The organism is Acidovorax sp. Root267 (genome assembly GCF_001429215.1).
GTDB lineage: Bacteria > Pseudomonadota > Gammaproteobacteria > Burkholderiales > Burkholderiaceae_C > Acidovorax > Acidovorax radicis.
On record NZ_LMJC01000012.1, the window covers coordinates 204303 to 222475 of the forward strand.

General features: G+C 66.5%; 15 protein-coding genes. 3 read left to right on the forward strand and 12 right to left on the reverse strand.

The genetic code is table 11. The features are described from left to right. Positions 1-31: 31 nt before the first annotated feature. Positions 32-451, reverse strand: a complete 420-nt coding sequence (locus tag ASE39_RS10470) for a BLUF domain-containing protein (RefSeq protein ID WP_010465348.1) — start codon at positions 449-451, stop codon at positions 32-34. Positions 452-647: 196 nt separating this feature from the next. Here ASE39_RS10470 and ASE39_RS10475 point away from each other — a divergent pair, with 196 nt between their 5' ends. Further along, positions 648-1745, forward strand: coding sequence for a sensor domain-containing diguanylate cyclase (locus tag ASE39_RS10475; protein ID WP_225584866.1), 1098 nt, complete (start codon positions 648-650; stop codon positions 1743-1745). Positions 1746-1823: 78 nt separating this feature from the next. On the opposite strand, the gene ASE39_RS10480 is transcribed toward ASE39_RS10475, so the two are convergent. Together ASE39_RS10480 and ASE39_RS10485 are read right to left on the reverse strand one after the other, a co-directional pair. Beyond that, positions 1824-2648: an EAL domain-containing protein gene (locus ASE39_RS10480; RefSeq protein WP_057271092.1), complete on the reverse strand. Its 825-nt coding sequence runs from the start codon at positions 2646-2648 to the stop codon at positions 1824-1826. A 200-nt stretch (positions 2649-2848) separates the two neighbouring features. Next, positions 2849-3994: a hypothetical protein gene (locus ASE39_RS10485; RefSeq protein WP_057271093.1), complete on the reverse strand. Its 1146-nt coding sequence runs from the start codon at positions 3992-3994 to the stop codon at positions 2849-2851. Between the two features lie 208 nt (positions 3995-4202). Between ASE39_RS10485 and ASE39_RS10490 the strand changes: the two genes are divergently transcribed. Beyond that, positions 4203-4874 carry a hypothetical protein gene (locus tag ASE39_RS10490; protein WP_057271094.1) on the forward strand — a complete coding sequence of 224 codons (672 nt, stop codon included), beginning with the start codon at positions 4203-4205 and terminating at the stop codon, positions 4872-4874. A 17-nt stretch (positions 4875-4891) separates the two neighbouring features. Here the strand turns inward: ASE39_RS10490 and ASE39_RS10495 are convergent, their stop codons facing one another. From ASE39_RS10495 to ASE39_RS10515, 5 genes are all read right to left on the reverse strand, one after another. Beyond that, on the reverse strand, positions 4892-6544 hold the full coding sequence (locus ASE39_RS10495; protein ID WP_010465338.1) for a hypothetical protein: 1653 nt from the start codon (positions 6542-6544) through the stop codon (positions 4892-4894). Between the two features lie 159 nt (positions 6545-6703). Continuing rightward, positions 6704-8089 (reverse strand): hypothetical protein, encoded by a 1386-nt coding sequence (locus ASE39_RS10500; protein ID WP_057271095.1) that lies wholly within the window; start codon positions 8087-8089, stop codon positions 6704-6706. A gap of 15 nt (positions 8090-8104) precedes the next feature. Continuing rightward, entirely contained in the window at positions 8105-9544 is a 1440-nt protein-coding gene (gene yegQ, locus ASE39_RS10505) for a tRNA 5-hydroxyuridine modification protein YegQ (RefSeq protein WP_057271096.1), read from the reverse strand. Positions 9545-9580: 36 nt separating this feature from the next. Then, entirely contained in the window at positions 9581-10519 is a 939-nt protein-coding gene (ttcA, locus tag ASE39_RS10510; protein ID WP_057271097.1) for a tRNA 2-thiocytidine(32) synthetase TtcA, read from the reverse strand. Positions 10520-10700: 181 nt separating this feature from the next. Further along, positions 10701-11765 carry a homocysteine S-methyltransferase family protein gene (locus ASE39_RS10515; RefSeq protein WP_010465332.1) on the reverse strand — a complete coding sequence of 355 codons (1065 nt, stop codon included), beginning with the start codon at positions 11763-11765 and terminating at the stop codon, positions 10701-10703. 198 nt (positions 11766-11963) lie between these two features. On the opposite strand from ASE39_RS10515, the gene recQ reads away from it, so the two are divergent. Beyond that, positions 11964-13835: a DNA helicase RecQ gene (recQ, locus tag ASE39_RS10520; RefSeq protein WP_057271098.1), complete on the forward strand. Its 1872-nt coding sequence runs from the start codon at positions 11964-11966 to the stop codon at positions 13833-13835. A gap of 11 nt (positions 13836-13846) precedes the next feature. Here recQ and yjjJ read toward each other — a convergent pair whose 3' ends face one another. The 4 genes from yjjJ to nrdD form a co-directional block, all read right to left on the reverse strand. After that, positions 13847-15199, reverse strand: coding sequence for a type II toxin-antitoxin system HipA family toxin YjjJ (gene yjjJ / locus ASE39_RS10525; protein WP_057271099.1), 1353 nt, complete (start codon positions 15197-15199; stop codon positions 13847-13849). Positions 15200-15284: 85 nt separating this feature from the next. Further along, a complete protein-coding gene (gene ipdC / locus ASE39_RS10530; RefSeq protein ID WP_057271100.1) occupies positions 15285-16934 on the reverse strand; it encodes an indolepyruvate/phenylpyruvate decarboxylase in 1650 nt (549 codons plus the stop codon). 166 nt (positions 16935-17100) lie between these two features. After that, complete coding sequence (locus tag ASE39_RS10535) at positions 17101-17805, reverse strand: anaerobic ribonucleoside-triphosphate reductase activating protein (protein WP_140426745.1); 705 nt, start codon at positions 17803-17805, stop codon at positions 17101-17103. Next, positions 17780-17992: an anaerobic ribonucleoside-triphosphate reductase gene (nrdD, locus tag ASE39_RS10540; protein WP_057271102.1), complete on the reverse strand. Its 213-nt coding sequence runs from the start codon at positions 17990-17992 to the stop codon at positions 17780-17782. Before nrdD ends, ASE39_RS10535 begins: the two co-directional genes overlap by 26 nt. Between the last annotated feature and the right edge of the window lie 181 nt (positions 17993-18173).

The following is an 18173-nucleotide window of genomic DNA, read 5'->3' on the forward strand; positions in this document are numbered from 1 at the left end:
CACGGCTGGCCGCAAGCCGGGTGTTGCCAGATCATTCCAGCCAGCGGACGTTCTGCAGAATCTCGTCGAAGAAGCTGCGCAAAGTGGCGGCAGGCATGCTGTAGGGGTCAAAGTCGGCGGTCCCGGAGTATTTCAGGAACATCTGACGGTTGGCCTCAAGCGAAGCGATCAGTCCCATCGACCAGCCGGTGAAGCGCCGATGAGGGATCTCGCTCAAATCGAGGACCGCCGTGTCGCGGTGGCGGCCGTCCTTCAGCAGACGGTGGTACAGCGCGTTGACGGCAGCACGGTCACCTTCGAGCAGCTGCAGAAAGATGCCGTTGTTCAGGCACAGGGCTCCCGTGATCCCGGCGCGGGTGTTGTTGCGCTGTGATGCCCCCAGGATGTCCTTGACGTCTGCAGGTCCCAGCACACGCGAAGACCGGCTCGCGTAGATCAGTTGTATCAACATGTATGTCTCCAAAACGCCGAGTGTGTCAGCGCTGGCCCCGCTGGGTTGCCTGCGGTGGGATAACCCCTCAAAACCCGTCGGAGAATCCCACCGAAGCCTCTTGGCCCACCACAGACGGCGCCTGCGTGGAGGGTCTTTGCGCACAGCGGCACCGCTGCCCGAGGGGATCGTGTAACTTCCAGCAGCCCAACTCGGTATGACACCCATGACGGAACTGCCGCCCCCCAAGCCTGCCGACGGAACCCAGATACAGGCGGCGCTTTGCAACCCCCAGCGCCTGGCTGCGGTGCGCGAAACCGGCTTGCTGGACAGCATCGCCGAAGAGAGTTTTGACCGATTGACCCGACTGGCCTCCAAGATCACCGGGGCTCCTGTCACCTTCATATCGCTGGTGGACTCCCGCCGCGATTTCTACAAAAGCACGTTTGGCATGGGCGCGCCGTTGAACACCCAGCGGCAGCTCACCGGGCGGACCTTCTGCCACTACGCCATGGTTTCCGAAGGCCCCCTGGTGCTGGAAGATGCCACTGTGCTGCCGGTATTTCGAGACGTCCCCACCGTGGCGTCACTGGGGGTGCGCGCCTATGCCGGCATTCCCCTGAAAAACGAAGCTGGCGAGGTGCTTGGCAGTTTCTGCGCCGTGGATTTCAAGCCCAAGCAATGGACGCAGCAGGACATCGAAGTCCTGGTCGAACTGGCCCACTCCACGATGCGCGAGATCCGGCTGCGCAGGGCGCTGCAAAGCGCCGAGACGCTCAACCAGCAGCTGCTCCAGCAACTCCAAAAGGTGGACGAACTGAACCTGGCCCTCAACGAGCTGGCCCGGACCGACCCGCTGACGGGCCTGCGCAATCGGCGCGCGTTCGATGACAGCCTGGAACTGGAGCTGGCCGTGGTGGAGCGCACGCGCTCGCCCCTGAGCCTGCTCATGCTGGACGTGGACCATTTCAAGCAGATCAATGACAACTTCGGCCACGCCGCGGGAGACAAGGTGCTGCGGTCGATCGCGCAAGTGTTGAGCGGTTGCGTCAGGATCATCGATATCGTGGCCCGTGTGGGGGGAGAAGAATTCGCGGTGATCCTTCCCCACACCGACGCGACCGGCGCACACGAAGTCGCCCAGAGAATGCGCGTTGCGGTGGCCCAGGCGAGCTGGCTGTGCCAGCCCACCACCATCAGCATCGGTGCGGCCAGCCTGCGAGACGCAGAGAGTGCCCGCAGCCTCTTCGCGCGGGCTGATGCAGCGCTGTACGCAGCGAAAAGATCCGGAAGAAATCGCGTGGTGGCAGCATAGGCTGGCACACCAGGTTTTCACAGGGGCCTTCCTTCTTGCTTCAACCCTTGAAAGCAATGCTATGCCAAGAATGTGCGCTCAGCGGGGCGAGATATCGAAGGCCGAGGCGTCCACCGCGGCCACCGAACGAAAGGCGGGTCTGGCAAACAGATAGCCTTGCATCAGGCTGATCCCCACATCCCACAGGAAGTCGCGTTCTGCGGGTGTTTCGATACCTTCGGCGACGACCTTGATGTTCATCTCCTCGCACAGGCGCACCAGGCTGCGCACGATGGCCTGGCGGGCGCGGTTGGTGTCCACGTTGCGGATGAGGTCCATGTCGATCTTGATGATGTCGGGCTGAAAATCCGACAATAGCTTCATGCCTGCGTAGCCCGCTCCGAAATCGTCAATGGCAGTCTGGAAGCCGCAGCGCTTGTACTCGCGCAGGATCTGTGCAAACCAGGGGCCGTCCTCGATGCGCTCGCCCTCGGTCACCTCGAAGATGATCTGCTCCAGCGGAAAGCCATGCGCTCTGGCCGCCTCCAGGGTCGTGCGGATGCACACCTCGGGCTTGTAGATCGCGTTGGGCAGGAAATTGATCGACACCGGCTGCGCCAGTCCCAGCTCGGCCGCGCCCTTGATGGCCTTCACCCGGCAGGCCTGGTCAAAGCGATAGCGGTTGTGGTCGTTGACCTGCGACAGCACAGTCATCGCGCCCTCGCCACCAGGCCCTCTCACCAACGCTTCGTGTGCAAAGACCGCGCGGCGCCCCACGTCCACGATGGGCTGGTAGGCATAGTCAAACTGAAACCCCAGCCCCACGGCCTTTCCGCAGTCCTCGCAGTCTTGCGAAGTGCCGCCGAGCGGGATGAAATCAGCAGGAAACGAAGAATTGGCCTGGGAGGAACGAAGCGCGCGCATGGCTCGGATTTTCCATTCGATTCAAAAATGATGGCGTGGGGTGGAATTTGACCTCATGCAGGCCTCTGCCTGCAAATGTCCGTGTGCGATTTCAGACCTTGGGGCTGCACCCCGATTCGACGACCACCGTTTCAACACAAGCAGCGATTTGAAGCCCTGAGAACGTCTTCACGGTCTTGCAGGGGATCGTCAACACGTTCTCAGGCACTGGGCGTTGGCCCCACCGGCTCGGGCGGCAGCACGCCACGCATCGCCAGGCAAAACGGCTGCGCGCATTCGGCCCGCGCGGCGTAGGGGCAGCCCACCGTCTCGCACAGGCCTGACGCCCCGTTGCGCGCCCGGTCTTCCTCGCGCGGCACCTGCCCGCTGGCCTGCAGCACGGCCATCTGCGTCCAGGGGTCCATGCGCAGTTGCGTCAGCATGTCGCGGCCATACACGGTGGCGGGCAATTGCGGCTGGAAATCCATCACCAGCAAGGCACTGGTGCGGGGGGCCGACGCCTCAAGACCCTGCAACACCAGCGCAAGCACCCCGGATTGCAGCGACTGCGCATTCCCCGTGAACGGCACCTGCAGCAGCGGCACCGCAGGGGGCACGGCAGCGGCCGCCGTGGACGCAGCAAATGCCGACGCCGCCGCACCCGAGGGCGCCTGCGACGCCAGCCACGGCACCGGAACGCGCAAGGTCAGCGCAAAGCCGCGCGGGCCTTCGGGCGTCTGCACGCTGCCCTGGCGCACCAGCCAGGTCTGCAGCGGGGGAGCATCAGCGTCCACCGCACCGCTTTCCAGCGCCTGCGCCAGCCCGATGGGCCAGGGCTGGGCGGCCGTGACCCGCTGGGGCGCCCCGCTGCCCGCCGTGAGCTGCGCCACCAGCGCACCCACCATGCGCATCAGCGGCGTGCCCAGCCCTGTGGCAGGCCAGTCGGCGCCCGACACCGATGTGGCAGAAGGGGCGGACACGGCGGGTGCCGGCGCTGGCGCCCCGACGGGCAGCGGCGGTGGTGACAAAGGCCCCCGCAGTGCACCACCGGGCCGGGCACCCGAGGCGGCAGCTGCGGCGGCACGGTCTGCCCCTTCGCGCCGTGGGTCAAAACCTGCACCGAGCTGCTCGCGCGCCTGGGCCGAGATGCTGGCCTTGTCGGCCGGGGCAGGCAAAGGCCCAGCGGGGGGGCTGGGCGAGGTGGGTGTGGGCGGGGGCGCGCTCGGGTCGGCCGTGGGCAGCGGTGCGGGCGCTGGGGTGGGCTTGTCCAGCCCCAGCAACGTCGACTGCCGCTGCAGCGCCGCCTCGGCCAGAAACTGGGCCACGGGCGGCAGCGCGCTGCGGGAGGGGTCGATGGGAAGGGCCATACCGTACGTGCAGAGGGATGCCCGATTCTGTAGCGATTCGACCGGCGTGAACAGGGCGCGCCGCCCACAGCGCGGCAGCTCACCAAAACGCTATTAAATACATAGCTCAAAATACAATACAGTAAAGCGCCAGCGGTCTATTTGATTCAAAATTTGATCGCCCCGCTGGTCCGCCCAACGCCAGCACCCCGTGGTTTCAAACCCCGCCATGCCCCAGCACCCCACCCTCCGGTTATCCGACAACACGCCAGGCCCTAGACCAGCGCCTCACCGCTGGGTCGCACCCGCCCTGCTGGGCGCGGTGGCGGGATTTCTGCTGTTCAGCGCGTGGATCTTTGCACCGGGCTGGGAGCGCGCATTCCGCTCCGACAACTCGCCCGCATCGTGGCTGTCGAGTGCGCTGCTGCTCACGCTGTGCATCACCGCGCTGCGCCTGACGGCCGAGCGCTGCCTGCCCTGGCGGCTGGGCGTGTGGCTGGTGCTGGCCTTCGGCGCGCTGGCGCTGGACGAGCAGTTCATGCTGCATGAGTTGTGGAAGTTCCGCTGCCACGAATGGACCGATGCCTGTCGCTGGAGCGCCGTGCGCGAGGCACCGATGCTCGCGGTGGCCGGGGTGGGCTTGGTCACGCTGGCCTGGCTGCACCGGGCTCTGTCGCACCGCAGCACCCGCGGCCTGCTGTGGGCCGGTTTTGCCGTGGGGCTGGCGGCGATCGCGGTGGACCAGTGGCCCGAGGTGCAGCCACATTGGCCCTGGTTGCCAGAGCTGCCGGAGTTGCTGGCCACGCTGGCCACGCTGGAAGAGGCGTTGGAGGTGATGGCGGAGGCGCTGGTGCTGGGGGCGTTGTTGCGGCAGCCCCAGGTGGGCGGCAAGCCGCAGTAAAGGGCTGGGTGCGCGCCTCAGTCCCCCGTGCGCCGCCACACCAGCCCCAGCGCCCTTACTTTTTGCCAGGCACTGGCGCGTTCGTCCGAGAGCACGTCCAAAAAGTCTGACAAGCGCTTGGACTTGGCCATGGTGTACACCGTCAGCGAGGTGGTCAACACAAACACGAGGGCAAAAATCCCCAGCTTGCGACCTACCGGGGCATCGGCCTCGGCCAGCAGGTTCATGCCCAGGAAACCCGTGGTCACGGTGCCGATCAGGCCAAAGATGGTCACGACCGTCAGCCGCACGACGGTGTTGGCCTGGCGGCGCAGGCTGTCGGCGTCCAGGTACTGGTTCATCTCGCCAATGCGCTCCTTGACCTCCGTGTACAGCGGGTCCAGCCCGAGATGGTGGGCGCACATGTGAAACAGCGCGCGCACCTGGGCCTGCTCGGACACCTCGTGAAACCAGTAGCGGTGCGTGAAGCGCAGAAAACTGGCAAAACTGTCGCGGATGGTGCGCTTGAAGCGGCGCACGCTGGCGGCGTCGGCAATGTCCAGATTTTTCAGCGCCTCGGCCAGCCGGTCCGAGAACATCAGCAGCGCCGCTTTCTGGAAATGCGCAATCAGGAACAGCAAAAAATGCTGGTGCCGGAACTGCGCCAGCACCCCCCGGTCGCGGCAGACAAAAAACGGGCTGTTGGCATCGCCCAGCACCAGCAGCGAATGGCCGCTGCACAGATAGCGTGTGTGGGGGGCAGCGCCGCTGCCGCTCCAGAACCGGTCGTAGCAGAACCGCTTTTCAAAGTCGGCCAGGTGCTCTTCGGCATACGGCAGGCTGGCGTCGTCGCCCGGCCTGGCCGCCCCGGTCACCAGTCCGAGTCGGACAAAGTCGCTGCGGCTCAAGGCGCGGGGGTCATCCAGCGCCAGAAAGGCCAGCTGCGGCATGCGGTAGTACTCGATCTGGCGATAGCGCAAGGGGCCGCTGCGCTCGGAATGGTCACTCACCAGGGGCTCCAGCAGCCAGGCCCAATGGGCCGCGATGCGCGGGGCACGATAGCTGCTGACATGGGCCATGAAAAGGTCGCGCTGGTTGGCGTCGGACTGGGCCAGCACCTGCCCGGCGGCGTCCAGCCATTCGGCGCTGTACAGGCAATGCTGGGCATGGCCGTCCGCATCCCAGCTGGCGGGGTAGCCACGGCCGAAGCGGTACAGCAGCTCCTGCGCCTGGGGCAGCGCCAGGTCGCGGGCGCTGACCTCGACATTGAGCAGCACCAGATCCAGGTCGAGAAAAAAGTACAGGTCCACATGGACGATGTCGAGCGTGATCGGCGGCGTGCCGGGATGCAGCACTGCCCGCACGGCGCTGACGTCGCTGCGCCGGAACACCCGCATCGGCGAGCCCGTGGCGCTGCTGCCTTTCTGGCTGCGGCCTTCGCCATACAGGAAGCGCTGCACATAGGGCAGGAAGGTCACGAATTCGTTGTAGTGGCGTTCGTGAAAACGGCCGCTGTCGCCGGTGAATTCATCCACCACCTCGCGCCAGGGCGAGGCCTCGCCCATGTCCGCCAGCACCTGCCAGGGCTTGGCGTGCCGCCCCTCGGAGCCCCGCACCGGCATCAGGCGCAGGGGCCACAACAGGACCTGGCGCAACTCTCGCACGCAGGCGGGATGGGACTCAGCGGACATGGAAGGGCCTTTCGTGGGGGTCGGGGCTGCATGCCAGGCGCTGGCGGCAGACCCCATGGGCGATCTCTGAACGATGCTACCCAAAACAGCCGGGGACAGGGGGCCTGCACAGGCCATCGGCAGGTTTCGGGCCACAGCGGGCCGCCCCGCAGGGCCCGCTCACGTGCACTCCTGATCCACCCAGTACCCCGCCCGGAACCACTGGCCGTTGATGTTCAAGTACCACCGCCAGTCAAAAACCGGCTCAAAGCTTATGCCACCCGGCGCAGGGGTATCGATGCGCAGGATGTCCGCCACACCGTCGCGGTCCACGTCGATCTCGTGCACCATCACTGCCGTGTTCTTGCGCTGGGGCTTGTCGCGGATGGGCGGGTCGGCGGGTTGCATCCAGCTCGTGGCATAGCGGCGGGTCTTTACCTTCACGGCATCGGGCGGCAGCTTGCCGGGCACGACCAGGCGGACCAGCACCTCGGCGGTGTCGGACAGTTTGGCGTAGCCACGCACTGGGACCGTTTCGTCCTCGCGCGGGTCGTCGAAGCCCTTGCCGGGGTAATGGCCGCCGCAGTAGTGGTCGGCATTGCTGATGTCCCAATAGCGCTGGCGCAGGGCCCGTGCGCCAACCAGCCCCTGGTGGGTGATGGCATACAGGGTGAGCGCGGGGGCAAAGGCCAGGTCGGCAGACCCCACGTCCCAGAAGCCGGTCACAAACTCGATCTCGGGCCCCATGTGGCGGTTGAAGCTGCCATGCGGCGCGCCGGTGGGGACCACGCTGATGCGGGTTCCCGCCACCGCCGCCAGGCCATCGGCATCCGTTTCGTGCAGCAGGGCCACGCTGGCGTGGGTGCGGAAGTACGACGGGGCAATCGCGGGCAGAACGGGCCGCGTGGCGAGGGGAGCCACGGCGGGGATGTGGTCCACCGCGCGGGTGGCCAGCTTCAGGTCGACGAGCGGGGCCACGGGCTCGCCCCGGTTGATCTCCTGGTCCGGCCGCAGCTGCACCCCCGCGCGCAGCAGCTTCTTGGCGGCTTCGAACTCGGGGCGTACCGGGTACACCACGGGCGCCTCGGGCGGGTGGGTCTTGGTCAGGGCGCTGATCTGCAGCGATGTCGGCCGGGGCAAGGCGTTGCCATAGGCACGCAGCCGGTTGGGCGATGGTGCCACCCAGAAGGCGCGGGCTGCGTCCTTGCCCGCCTGGGCCAGGGTCAGGGGCTGGTCAGACAGCAGATTGCAGGACACATGGGCTTGCAACGGTGCCGCCAATGCGGGGCCGAGGCGCACATCGCCCCGGTAGAGCACGGCGCACCAGCCGTCGCGCTCGGCAAGCTGGTCCAGCGCGGTGTTGGCCGGCACCTGGGCCAGCACGCTGGCTTGGGCCTGGGCCGACTCGCGCAGGTTGACCCAGGAGCCCTGTACATAGCGCACCTTGGCGGGCGCCAACTGCGGCGCGCCTGCAGTGGAGCCCTGCGCCAGGGCGCTGGCGCTGGCAAGCGCGGCCACAACCGACAGTGCCCAAGCAGGCGCTCGGCTGCGATGGTGTGTCCACATGGTGGTGCGCCCCGCTCAGGCCACGGCGGCAGGTTCGGCCGCCGCGGGCGCAGCCGGTGCCTCCACCACGCGGGCCAGCAGCGCGCCGGTATAGCGCGCAGGCAGCGGAATCCACACGCGCACCGGGTTGCCTTGCGCCACCGCCACCGGTTGGCCTTCCGCATTGCGCATCTGGTCCAGCCGCACGGTGATGTTGCCGCTGGGGTGCACCACTTCGATCAGGTCGTCCACCGCAAAGTGGTTCTTGGTTTCGACCAACACCCAGTCGCCTTGCAGCCCCACTTCGGCCTGCCCCTCGGCGCCCAGCACCTCGCCCGCAAACTGGCTGCGCTGCGTGGCCGAGTGGCCGTTGATGTAGTTCTGGTAGTCGTTGCTGGGGCGGCGCTCCAGCAGGCCGCCGGTGTAGCCGCGGTTGGACAGGCCTTCGAGCTCAATCAGCAGTTCGGGGTTGAAGGGGCGGCCCGCCACGGCGTCGTCGATGGCGCGGCGGTAGACCTGGGCAGTGCGGGCCACGTAGTACAGGCTCTTGGTGCGGCCTTCGATCTTGAGCGAATCGACGCCGATCTGCGCCAGGCGGGCCACGTGCTCCACCGCGCGCAGGTCCTTGCTGTTCATGATGTAGGTGCCGTGCTCGTCTTCCATGATGGGCATCATCTGCCCAGGGCGGCCGGCCTCTTCGATGAGGTAGACCTTGTCGGCCTTGGGGTGGCGCTCGCCGTTGCCGGTGGTGGAGGCGAAGGCCTGCTCGGCCTTTTGCTGCGCGGCCTCGAAGTTGAAGTCGCCTTCCATTTTTTGCGCAATGGCTTCGCCCGTGGTGGCGTCGATGTCGGCGTCGTGGGTGGCGTAGTTCCAGCGGCAGGCGTTGGTGCAGGTGCCCTGGTTGGGGTCGCGGTGGTTGAAGTAGCCGCTGAGCAAACACCGGCCCGAATACGCGATGCACAGCGCGCCGTGCACGAACACTTCCAGCTCCATGTCGGGGCATTCCTGGCGGATCTTTTCGATCTCGTCCAGACTCAGTTCGCGCGAGAGGATGACGCGCTCCACGCCCATCTTCTGCCAGAACTTCACCGCCGCCCAGTTGGTGGTGTTGGCCTGCACCGAGAGGTGCACCACCTGCTCGGGCCACTTCTCCTTGACCATCATGATCAGGCCCGCGTCGGCCATGATGAGGGCATCCGGCTTGCAGTCGATCACGGGCTCGATGTCGCGCAGATAGGTGCGGATCTTGTCGTTGTGCGCAATCAGGTTGCTCGTCACAAAGAACTTCTTGCCGCGTGCGTGGGCCTCGTCAATGCCCTGCTTGATCTGCTCCAGGCGGAACTCGTTGTTGCGCGCACGCAGGCTGTAGCGCGGCTGGCCTGCGTATACGGCGTCGGCGCCAAAGTCGTAGGCGGCGCGCATCTTGTCGAGCGAGCCGGCGGGCAACAGCAGTTCGGGGGCTTTGAGGGTGGTCATGGGGTGGCCCAATCTAAAAATCATCGGGGGTCAGGTTCAGCGGGGCATGGCGGGCATCAGCGGCAGGCCCGCCAGCGTGCCCACGGCCTGCGCCGGAAACTCTTCGGCATCGAACGCCTTGTCGCCATCGGCGTCCTGCACGCCATTGGGCACCAACCCCTTGAAGTCGAACTGGCGCGGGTCCATGAAGTGCGAAGGCACCAGGTTGCGCAGCGCCACGGCCATGTTTTCGATGCGGCCGGGGTACAGCTGCTGCCAGTCGCGCAGCATCTGGCCGATCTGCTTGCGCTGCAGATTCTCCTGGCTGCCGCACAGCGTGCACGGGATGATGGGAAAGGCGCGGATGTCCGCCCAGCGGCTGAGGTCGTCTTCGGCCACGTAGGCCAGCGGGCGGATGATGAGGTGGTCGCCGCGGTCGCTCTGCACCTTGGGCGGCATGCCCTTGAGCTTGCCGCCGAAGAACATGTTGAGAAAGAAGGTCTGCAGCATGTCGTCGCGATGGTGGCCGAGCGCGATCTTGGTGGCGCCCAGTTCGTCGGCCACGCGGTACAAAATGCCCCGGCGCAGGCGGCTGCACAGGCTGCACATGGTCTTGCCTTCGGGGATGTGCTCCTTGACGACGCTGTACGTGTCCTGCGTTTCGATATGAAAGGGCACACCCACCTTTGTCAAATACTCGGGCAACACATGGGCCGGAAAACCCGGCTGCTTCTGGTCGAGGTTGACGGCGATCAGCTCAAACTTGTTGCCGTTGCGCTGCTGCAGCAAACGCAGCACGTCGAGCATGGCGTAGCTGTCCTTGCCGCCGGAGACGCACACCATGACCTTGTCGCCGTCTTCGATGAGGCCGAAGTCGCCAATGGCCTGGGCGACCTGGCGCACCAGGCGCTTTTCGAGCTTGAGCGCGGCGTGGGCAGCGGCTTTGTCGGCGGCCTCAGCAACAGGGGTGTCGGGCAAGGTGGCGGTAACGGACATGGGGAGCGGGCCGGGGTTCTGGCAAAGAGTGCGGGCGAAAGTTCAACCGAAGGCGTAAGGGTGCCGCAGAGTCATGCGCCCGGCAATGCGCCACCGCAGAGCAGTGACTATTTAATTGCTACGTTTTATATAGCTATTAGCGCTTTCTGGATAAGCGCTAGAGGCCAATTTTTCTCGAAATTCAGGCTTCAGCAGGGTAGAACATCTTGCGCGTGGGCACGTTTGCAACCGCCTTGGCGATGGCGCCAATGTGGTCGGGCGTGGTGCCGCAGCAGCCGCCCAGGATGTTGACCAGCCCCTCGGCCGCGAACTCGTGCACCAGGCGGCTGGTGATCTCGGGCGTTTCGTCGAAGCCGGTGTCGCTCATGGGGTTGGGCAGGCCGGCGTTGGGGTAGCAGCTGATGAAGGTGTCCTCGGCCACGCGGTTCAGCTCCTGGATGTAAGGGCGCATCAGCGTGGCGCCCAGGGCGCAATTGAGGCCGATGGCCAGCGGGCGGGAGTGGCGCACGCTGTTCCAGAAGGCAGTCACCGTCTGTCCGCTGAGGATGCGGCCCGAAGCGTCGGTGACCGTGCCGCTGATGATCAGGGGCAAGCGCTGGCCGCTGTTCTCAAAAAATTCGTCGATGGCGAACAGCGCGGCCTTGGCGTTGAGCGTGTCAAAAATCGTCTCGACCAGCAGCACGTCGGAGCCGCCCTCGACCAGCGCTTCGGTCTGCTCGTAGTACGCGGCGCGCAATTGCTCGAAATCGACATTGCGCGCGCCGGGGTCGTTCACGTCGGGGCTGATGCTGGCCGTCTTGGGCGTGGGGCCCAGGGCGCCGGCGACGAAGCGGGGCTTGTCGGGCGTGGAATATTTGTCGCAGGCGGCGCGGGCCAGCTGGGCGGACTTGAGATTCATCTCGCGCGCCAGCTCGGCCATCTTGTAGTCCTCCTGCGCGATGGTCGTCGCGCCGAAGGTGTTGGTCTCGATCAGGTCCGCGCCAGCGGCCAGGTAGCGCTCGTGGATGTCGGTGATCACGTCGGGCCGGGTGAGGCTGAGCAACTCGTTGTTGCCCTTCACGTCGCGCGGGAAGTCCTTGAAGCGGTCCCCCACACTGCCCGGGCCGGTGTAGCCCTCGCCCCGGTACTGCGCCTCGCCCAGCTTGAAGCGCTGGATCATGGTGCCCATGGCGCCGTCGAGGATGACGATGCGTTGGGCGAGGATGTCGGGCAGCTGCGCGGCGCGGGTGTAGTGAAGGGCTTGCATAGCCCCCTATTGTAGAAAGCGCGGCCCTGCCACGGTGCAGCGCACAATATGGGCCTTCGGTGTGTGCGCCGGTCGCCCCACAAGCACCCTTCGCCAGACACCAAAATAGCCGTCAAATCAGCTTGTAGCGCTTATCCAAAAAGCACTAAAAGCTATCAAATTCAGAGCATTCGTTTGTCTTCTCGCCTGTCCTCCGCTGTGTCCCCTGCCCACACCGTCCTGCACGACGTTTTTGGCTACGAGCAGTTTCGCGGCCCCCAGCAGGACATCGTCGAGCATGTGATCGGCGGCAGCGACGCGCTGGTGTTGATGCCCACGGGTGGCGGCAAGTCGCTGTGCTACCAGGTGCCGGCCATCGTGCGCCAGCAGCAGGGGCGCGGGGTGACCATCGTGATCTCACCGCTGATCGCGCTGATGCACGACCAGGTGGGCGCGCTGCACGAGGCAGGGGTGGATGCCGCCTTTTTGAACTCCACGCTGAGTTTTGACGAGGCGCAGGATGTGGAGCTGCGCCTGCAGACCGGCGATATCACGCTGCTGTATGCGGCGCCCGAGCGGCTGAACACGCCACGTTTTCTGGGCCTGCTCGACAGCCTGTACCAGGGCGGGCATCTCTCGCTGTTCGCCATTGACGAGGCGCACTGCGTCAGCCAGTGGGGCCACGACTTTCGCCCGGAGTACCGCGCGCTCACGGTGCTGCATGAGCGTTATTCTGGGGTGCCGCGCATTGCGCTTACCGCTACGGCGGATGACCTTACACGTGCCGACATCATCGAGCGGCTGCAGCTGGAGGACGCGCGGCTGTTCATCAGCAGCTTTGACCGGCCCAATATCCGCTACCGCATTGAAGAGAAGAAGGATGTCACCACCCAACTGCTGCGCTTCATCGAGCGCGAGCATGCGGGGGAGGCGGGCGTGGTGTATTGCCAGTCGCGCAAGCGGGTGGAAGAACTCGCGGCCACGCTGAGTGATGCAGGCCTGAATGCCCTGCCCTACCACGCGGGCCTGGACACCAAAGTGCGCCAGAAGAACCAGGACCGCTTTCTGCGCGAAGAAGGCATCGTGATGGTGGCGACCATTGCGTTTGGCATGGGCATCGACAAACCCGACGTGCGTTTTGTGGCCCATGTGGACATGCCCAAGAACATCGAGGGCTACTACCAGGAGACGGGCCGTGCGGGCCGCGACGGGCTGAATGCGGACGCCTGGATGGCCTACGGCCTGAACGACGTAGTGAACCAGCGCCGCATGATCGATGAGAGCCCGGCGGGTGAAGAATTCAAGGCGGCATTGCGCGGCAAGCTGGATGCGCTGCTGGCGTTGGCTGAAGCCACCGATTGCCGCCGCGTGCGGCTGCTGGCGTATTTTGGTGAAGCCTCGACGCCTTGCGGCAACTGCGACAACTGCCTGAGCCCACCCGCCGTGTGGGATGCGACCGATGCAGCGCGCAAATTGCTGTCCACCATCTACCGCGTGAACCAGGCCAGCGGCATCAGCTTTGGCACCGGGCACATCATGGACATCTTGCGCGGCAAGAAGACCGAGAAGGTGGAGCAGTTCGGGCACGAAAAGCTCTCGACCTTCGGCATCGGCGCGGACCTGTCAGAGCCCCAGCTGCGCGGCGTGCTGCGCCAACTGATCGCCACCGGCGCTGTGGGCCTGCAGAAGGTGATGCTCGACAGCGGGTTCAGTTTTGACACGCTGTGCCTAACCGAAGGCTCGCGCGCCGTGCTGAAGGGCGAGATGCCTGTGCAGCTTCGCGAATCGGTGTCGTCGGCGCCTGCCAAACGCACCCGTACACGCAAAGGCACTGGCAGCGCCCCACCCGCCGCAGCCGCCAACCTGGGGCCGGACGCACAGGTGCGGTTCATCAATCTCAAGGCCTGGCGCGCTGAGGTGGCGCGCGAACACAACCTGCCTGCGTATGTGATCTTTCACGATGCCACGTTGGCGGCGATTGCAGAGCGCGCCCCGGCATCGCTGGAAGACCTGCAAGGCATCAGCGGGATGGGGGCGAAGAAGCTGGAGGCCTATGGGGCGGAGGTGTTGCGGGTGGTGGGCGCAGGCTGAGCACGGCCGCCTTACCCGCGCGGAGCCTGCAGGGTGTGGGCATGCGCGCGCGCGATGTTCCTGAAGCCTTCCGAAATCCGCCCGTCCAGGGACGCTTCACGCCAGAACGCCAGTGCCAGCGTCTGGGCCTCGGGCCACACATCGAGCGTGGCCGCCGTGGGCACTTTTTTCTCCAGGGCCAGGTCCTGTGGGACCAGCTCACCCGCGATGGGCATGTACAACATGGGCAGCACGTCGTAGGCGGGTGACAGGCGCCAGTCGTCCTCGACCAGCACCAGGGAGATGTTGCCGTAGTGCCGGTCGGTATTGCCAATCAGCACGCCGTAGGCCTCGAGCAGGCGCAAGGCACGCGCATCCTCAGGGGTCAGCAGGCCGCGTGCCTGCATGCGCAGTGCAGTGGCGGCCCAGTGGTCCATCTCGCCCACGTACTGTGCGTCGTAGACCATCAGCGACACCATGCCGATGCGTCCGGGCGGCGGGCCATGCAGCCTGCCCACCCACGGTGAGCACCGGTCAAAACGTTCGGATTCAAGAAAGACCCGGCCCTCGCGCACAAAGACCGCCGTGTTTGCGGCGGGCAGGCCGGCCTGGCCCAGCACCTTGAGGGCCAGGTGTTCGCACAGCAGCAGGTCGCGCGTGCGCTGGTCGGCCGGGCTGTCCCCGCTGCTGGAGAATTTCACGATCACGCTGCGCCCCTGCGTGATGCAGCAGAACTTGGGCTGCTCACCGCCGGCCGAAGAGCCCGGTAGCTGCCCTTGCAGCGCGCTGCGGGCGAGCTGGGGATAGTCGTCCGCCGAGGTGGCGCGCACCAGGCGTTGGCCCAGGGTGTGAAATCGCTCCAGCGACGCATTGCCCACGAGCAGGTTGCCTGGCAGGTCCTCGCCGCGCAGCGCCAGGGCGCGCAGCACATCGTCGTCGGACCAGTGGCGCGGATCCACAGGCAACTGCAGATCCGGGTGCAGCTGCGTAAAGTTGCGGCCCATGAAGCCCTGGGGCCGCATGTCGGCCAGAAACCAGGGCAGGCTGTCGTGGCGCTCGCTCACACCGTCTTCTTCGTCCACCCAGAACGCACCACCCGGCAGGGGCACCATGCGGCCAAAGGGGGCGGGGACCCCGGCGGTATTCACCCGCATGATGGGGATGTCGTCGCCCACGCCCGCCACCGAGCGCGGCAGCAGATAGCGCTGCGATCGCGCCGCGCCCACCTTGCGGACCTGGCCCGTGCGTACCAGCGGCATGAGGGCGCGCGACACCGTGGGCTGGCTGACGCCCAGGTCGGCCACCAGGGCAGCACTCGTTGCCACGCCGCCATGGCGGCGCAAGACGGCCAAAAGGTTTTCAGCGTGGGGCGTCGGGCGATTCATGCATGATTATATGAATAGATAAAAATGCCACAAATCCCTAATGAAAAGCATATTTATGAATAGATATTTTTGCTCCTCGCAATGACTAGGAAGCCCATGTCCGCAGGGCCCGGATGCCGTCAGAAAACCGCCGCAACGTGGGCGTGCTGTCGCCCGGCGGCACCATCAGTTCAATGAGCTGGAAGCGCCCGCGCTCGGAAAACGCGGCATCGAGCGCCGCCTTGAACTGGGCGCGCGTGTGCACCCGGTGGCCGCGCCCGCCCAGCGCGTCGGCAGCATCGGCCAGGTGCCAGTCGCCGAGCGCGGCGCAGCGCGACGTGGTCTGGAACGCGCGGATCATCTCCCAGGTCTGGTTGTTGAGCACGATGGCGATGGGGTCCAGCCCCAGGCGCGGGCAATTGCCCAGCTCCCAGCCCGTCATCTGGAAGGCGCCGTCGCCCACCAGGATCAGGCTGCGCTGGCCCGTGGCCACCTGGGCGCCAATGCCGGCCGGCACCCCGAACCCCATCGACGCGTAGTAGCCCGGCGCCACCAGCGGCGTGGGCAGCAGCTCCATGGCGGCGAACAGGCAGTCGCCGATGTCCGAGACGATGTTCATGGGGCCGTGCGTGCGGATGCGGTCGTTGAGCGCGCGGGAGAGGTCGGCCGCACACACGGGCGCATCGTCGGCCACCAGGCCTTCGGGGCAGATGGGCGGGGGGGGCAGCGCGCGTGCCGTCGCTACGCCCGCTGCCGGGGCACGGGCCAGCAACGCCTCCACCAGCGCGGCCAGGGGGATGTCCGGGTACAGGTGGTGGCCCACGCGCGCCTCGCGGTGCGCGGCGATCAGCGCGCGGCGGAAGTCCATGCGCTGGGCGCTCACGCCGAAGTTGCTGTCCGACAGGATGGCGCCCAGCATCACGGGCAGGTCGGAATCGTCCAGCAGCGCGCTGGTCTCCGGTGCGCCCGCCACGCCCAGGTAGGTGCCGTGGAAGGGCACGCCGGCATGCCCCGCGTCCTCGGCCAGCAGGCCCCGGCCCATGAAGGTGGTGAGCACGGGCAGCTGCAGGCGGCGCGCGAGTTCGGCCACGCGGGCTTCCAGGCCAAAGCGGCGCACCTCCACGTCCACCACCAGCACGGGGCGCCGGGCCGCCTGGATGCGGGCCATCCATTCGTCGGCGCATTCGGCCACGGCGGCTGCGTTGAACGGGCTGGGGGGCAGCACCGGCACCTCGGCCATGGGGTGCAGCGTCATGTCGCGCGGCACCTCGATGAGCACGGGCTGCGAGTATTCGCGGCAGCTGCGCAGCACGCGGGCAAGGTCGGCTGGCGCGGTGGCGGGGTCGGACAGGCGCACCTGGTCGCAGGTGATCTCGCGGAAGATGCGCCACTGCGAATCGACATGGCGCACCTGGTGGTGCAGCACCAGGCCGGAATGAGCCTCGACCTCGCCGGGGCAGCCGGCCAGCACCACCAGCGGCGAGCGCTCGGCATAGGCCCCCGCCACCGCATTGACCACGTTGAGCGCGCCCGCGCCGTAGGTGACAGCCACCACGCCCAGCCCGCAGTGCATGCGCGCGGCGGCATCGGCGGCAAAACCCAGCGAGGGTTCGTGGCTGAGCGTGACCAGCGGCAGGATGCCGCTTTCCTCGATCTGCGCGAACAAGGGCAGGATGAAATCACCGGGGATGCCGAAGATCTCGCGCGCGCCGTGGGTTTTGAGCGCGTGCAGCAGCTGGAGGCCGAGGGGGTTCATGGAGGATTTCCTGACAAGGTGGTGCCGGTGTGCGGCGGTGGCGCGAATGATCCGCGCGGGCCGCGCAAAGCACCTCTGACGCGCATCAAAGCGTGTGCAACAGCGGCCGTATTTGCAGGTTCATTTCATGCAGGGATCTGCAACGCAGGAAATCTGCGCCCGGCGCTCACACCCGGCGCAAGGTGAATCCGGAAAACAGCGCGGCCAGTTGCTGCTGGTGTGTGGGCGCCAGCGCCCAGGCCGGGGCGCCGAGCACGCGGCATTCCTGCAGCGCCCAATGCCGCACCCCGCGCGCGGCCAGGGCCTGGGCCAGTTCCAGCAGTTCGTCCACACCAAACAAGCCTGCGTGCCAGGTGGTGCGGCATTCGTGGTCGATGCCATGGGCCAGCATGGCATCGAGCGCGGCCCAGGCGCGCGCGCCGCTGCCGGGGGTGGCGGTGATGGCGTCATAGCGCTGCGGCAGGGCCTTGATGTCCAGCCCCACCCAGTGGAGGCGCGGCAGCAGTGCCGCCAGCCGCCCGGGGTACATGCCGCCGGTGTGCAGCGCGGTCTGCAGGCCCAGTGCGCGCACGGCATCCACCGCAGCGGGCAGCGCGGCTTGCAGCGTCGGCTCGCCGCCCGAAAACACCACGCCGTCGAGCAGGCCCCGGCGGCTGTGCAGAAACTGCAGCGCCTGGTCCCACGGCAACGCCGGGGGCGCGGCGGCGTCGAGCAGCCCGGGATTGTGGCAGTAGCCGCAGCGCCAGGGGCAACCCTGGCAATAGAAAACGGCCGCGAGGCGGCCGGGGAAATCGATGGTGGTCAGCGGCGTGAGGCCGCCCAGGCGCAGGGCGGCGGCACCGGGCTCAGCAGCCGTTGCAGCTGGAGCCACGGTGCATTTCGGCGAAGAAGCGGCGTTCGGCATGCTCGCCCTGTTTGCCGGTATTGAAGCTGGCCACGGGGCGGTGGTAGCCCATGACGCGGGTCCAGACCTCGCAGGGCTGGCGCTCGTCGTCGGTGAGCTGCACGGCGGCGGCGCTGGAGATGGCGATGTGTTCGGTGGCGGAGAAATGGCTCATGCCGGGGTCCTTTCGGGGGTGGAGGAAATGATTTGCTTCTGTTTTGATAGCTACTTGCGCTTGACTATCAAGCGCCAGGGCCACTTTTTGCTCAAAATCTGGTGTGGTGTTGCATGCTTGACGGCACATTTAAAACCGATGGATTTTTGGTCAGGGCAAGGCGCAAGCCACAGCGATACCC

Excerpts from the sequence above, each read along its gene's own strand:
- ASE39_RS10485 (WP_057271093.1), bottom strand. The coding sequence starts at position 3,994 with ATGGCCCTTCCCATCGACCCCTCCCGCAGCGCGCTGCCGCCCGTGGCC.
- ASE39_RS10515 (WP_010465332.1), bottom strand. The coding sequence starts at position 11,765 with ATGCAAGCCCTTCACTACACCCGCGCCGCGCAGCTGCCCGACATCCTC.
- yegQ (WP_057271096.1), bottom strand. The coding sequence starts at position 9,544 with ATGACCACCCTCAAAGCCCCCGAACTGCTGTTGCCCGCCGGCTCGCTC.
- ASE39_RS10500 (WP_057271095.1), bottom strand. The coding sequence starts at position 8,089 with ATGTGGACACACCATCGCAGCCGAGCGCCTGCTTGGGCACTGTCGGTT.
- nrdD (WP_057271102.1), bottom strand. The coding sequence starts at position 17,992 with ATGAGCCATTTCTCCGCCACCGAACACATCGCCATCTCCAGCGCCGCC.
- ASE39_RS10490 (WP_057271094.1), top strand. The coding sequence starts at position 4,203 with ATGCCCCAGCACCCCACCCTCCGGTTATCCGACAACACGCCAGGCCCT.
- ttcA (WP_057271097.1), bottom strand. The coding sequence starts at position 10,519 with ATGTCCGTTACCGCCACCTTGCCCGACACCCCTGTTGCTGAGGCCGCC.
- ASE39_RS10470 (WP_010465348.1), bottom strand. The coding sequence starts at position 451 with ATGTTGATACAACTGATCTACGCGAGCCGGTCTTCGCGTGTGCTGGGA.
- ipdC (WP_057271100.1), bottom strand. The coding sequence starts at position 16,934 with ATGAACCCCCTCGGCCTCCAGCTGCTGCACGCGCTCAAAACCCACGGC.
- ASE39_RS10475 (WP_225584866.1), top strand. The coding sequence starts at position 648 with ATGACACCCATGACGGAACTGCCGCCCCCCAAGCCTGCCGACGGAACC.
- yjjJ (WP_057271099.1), bottom strand. The coding sequence starts at position 15,199 with ATGAATCGCCCGACGCCCCACGCTGAAAACCTTTTGGCCGTCTTGCGC.
- ASE39_RS10480 (WP_057271092.1), bottom strand. The coding sequence starts at position 2,648 with ATGCGCGCGCTTCGTTCCTCCCAGGCCAATTCTTCGTTTCCTGCTGAT.
- ASE39_RS10495 (WP_010465338.1), bottom strand. The coding sequence starts at position 6,544 with ATGTCCGCTGAGTCCCATCCCGCCTGCGTGCGAGAGTTGCGCCAGGTC.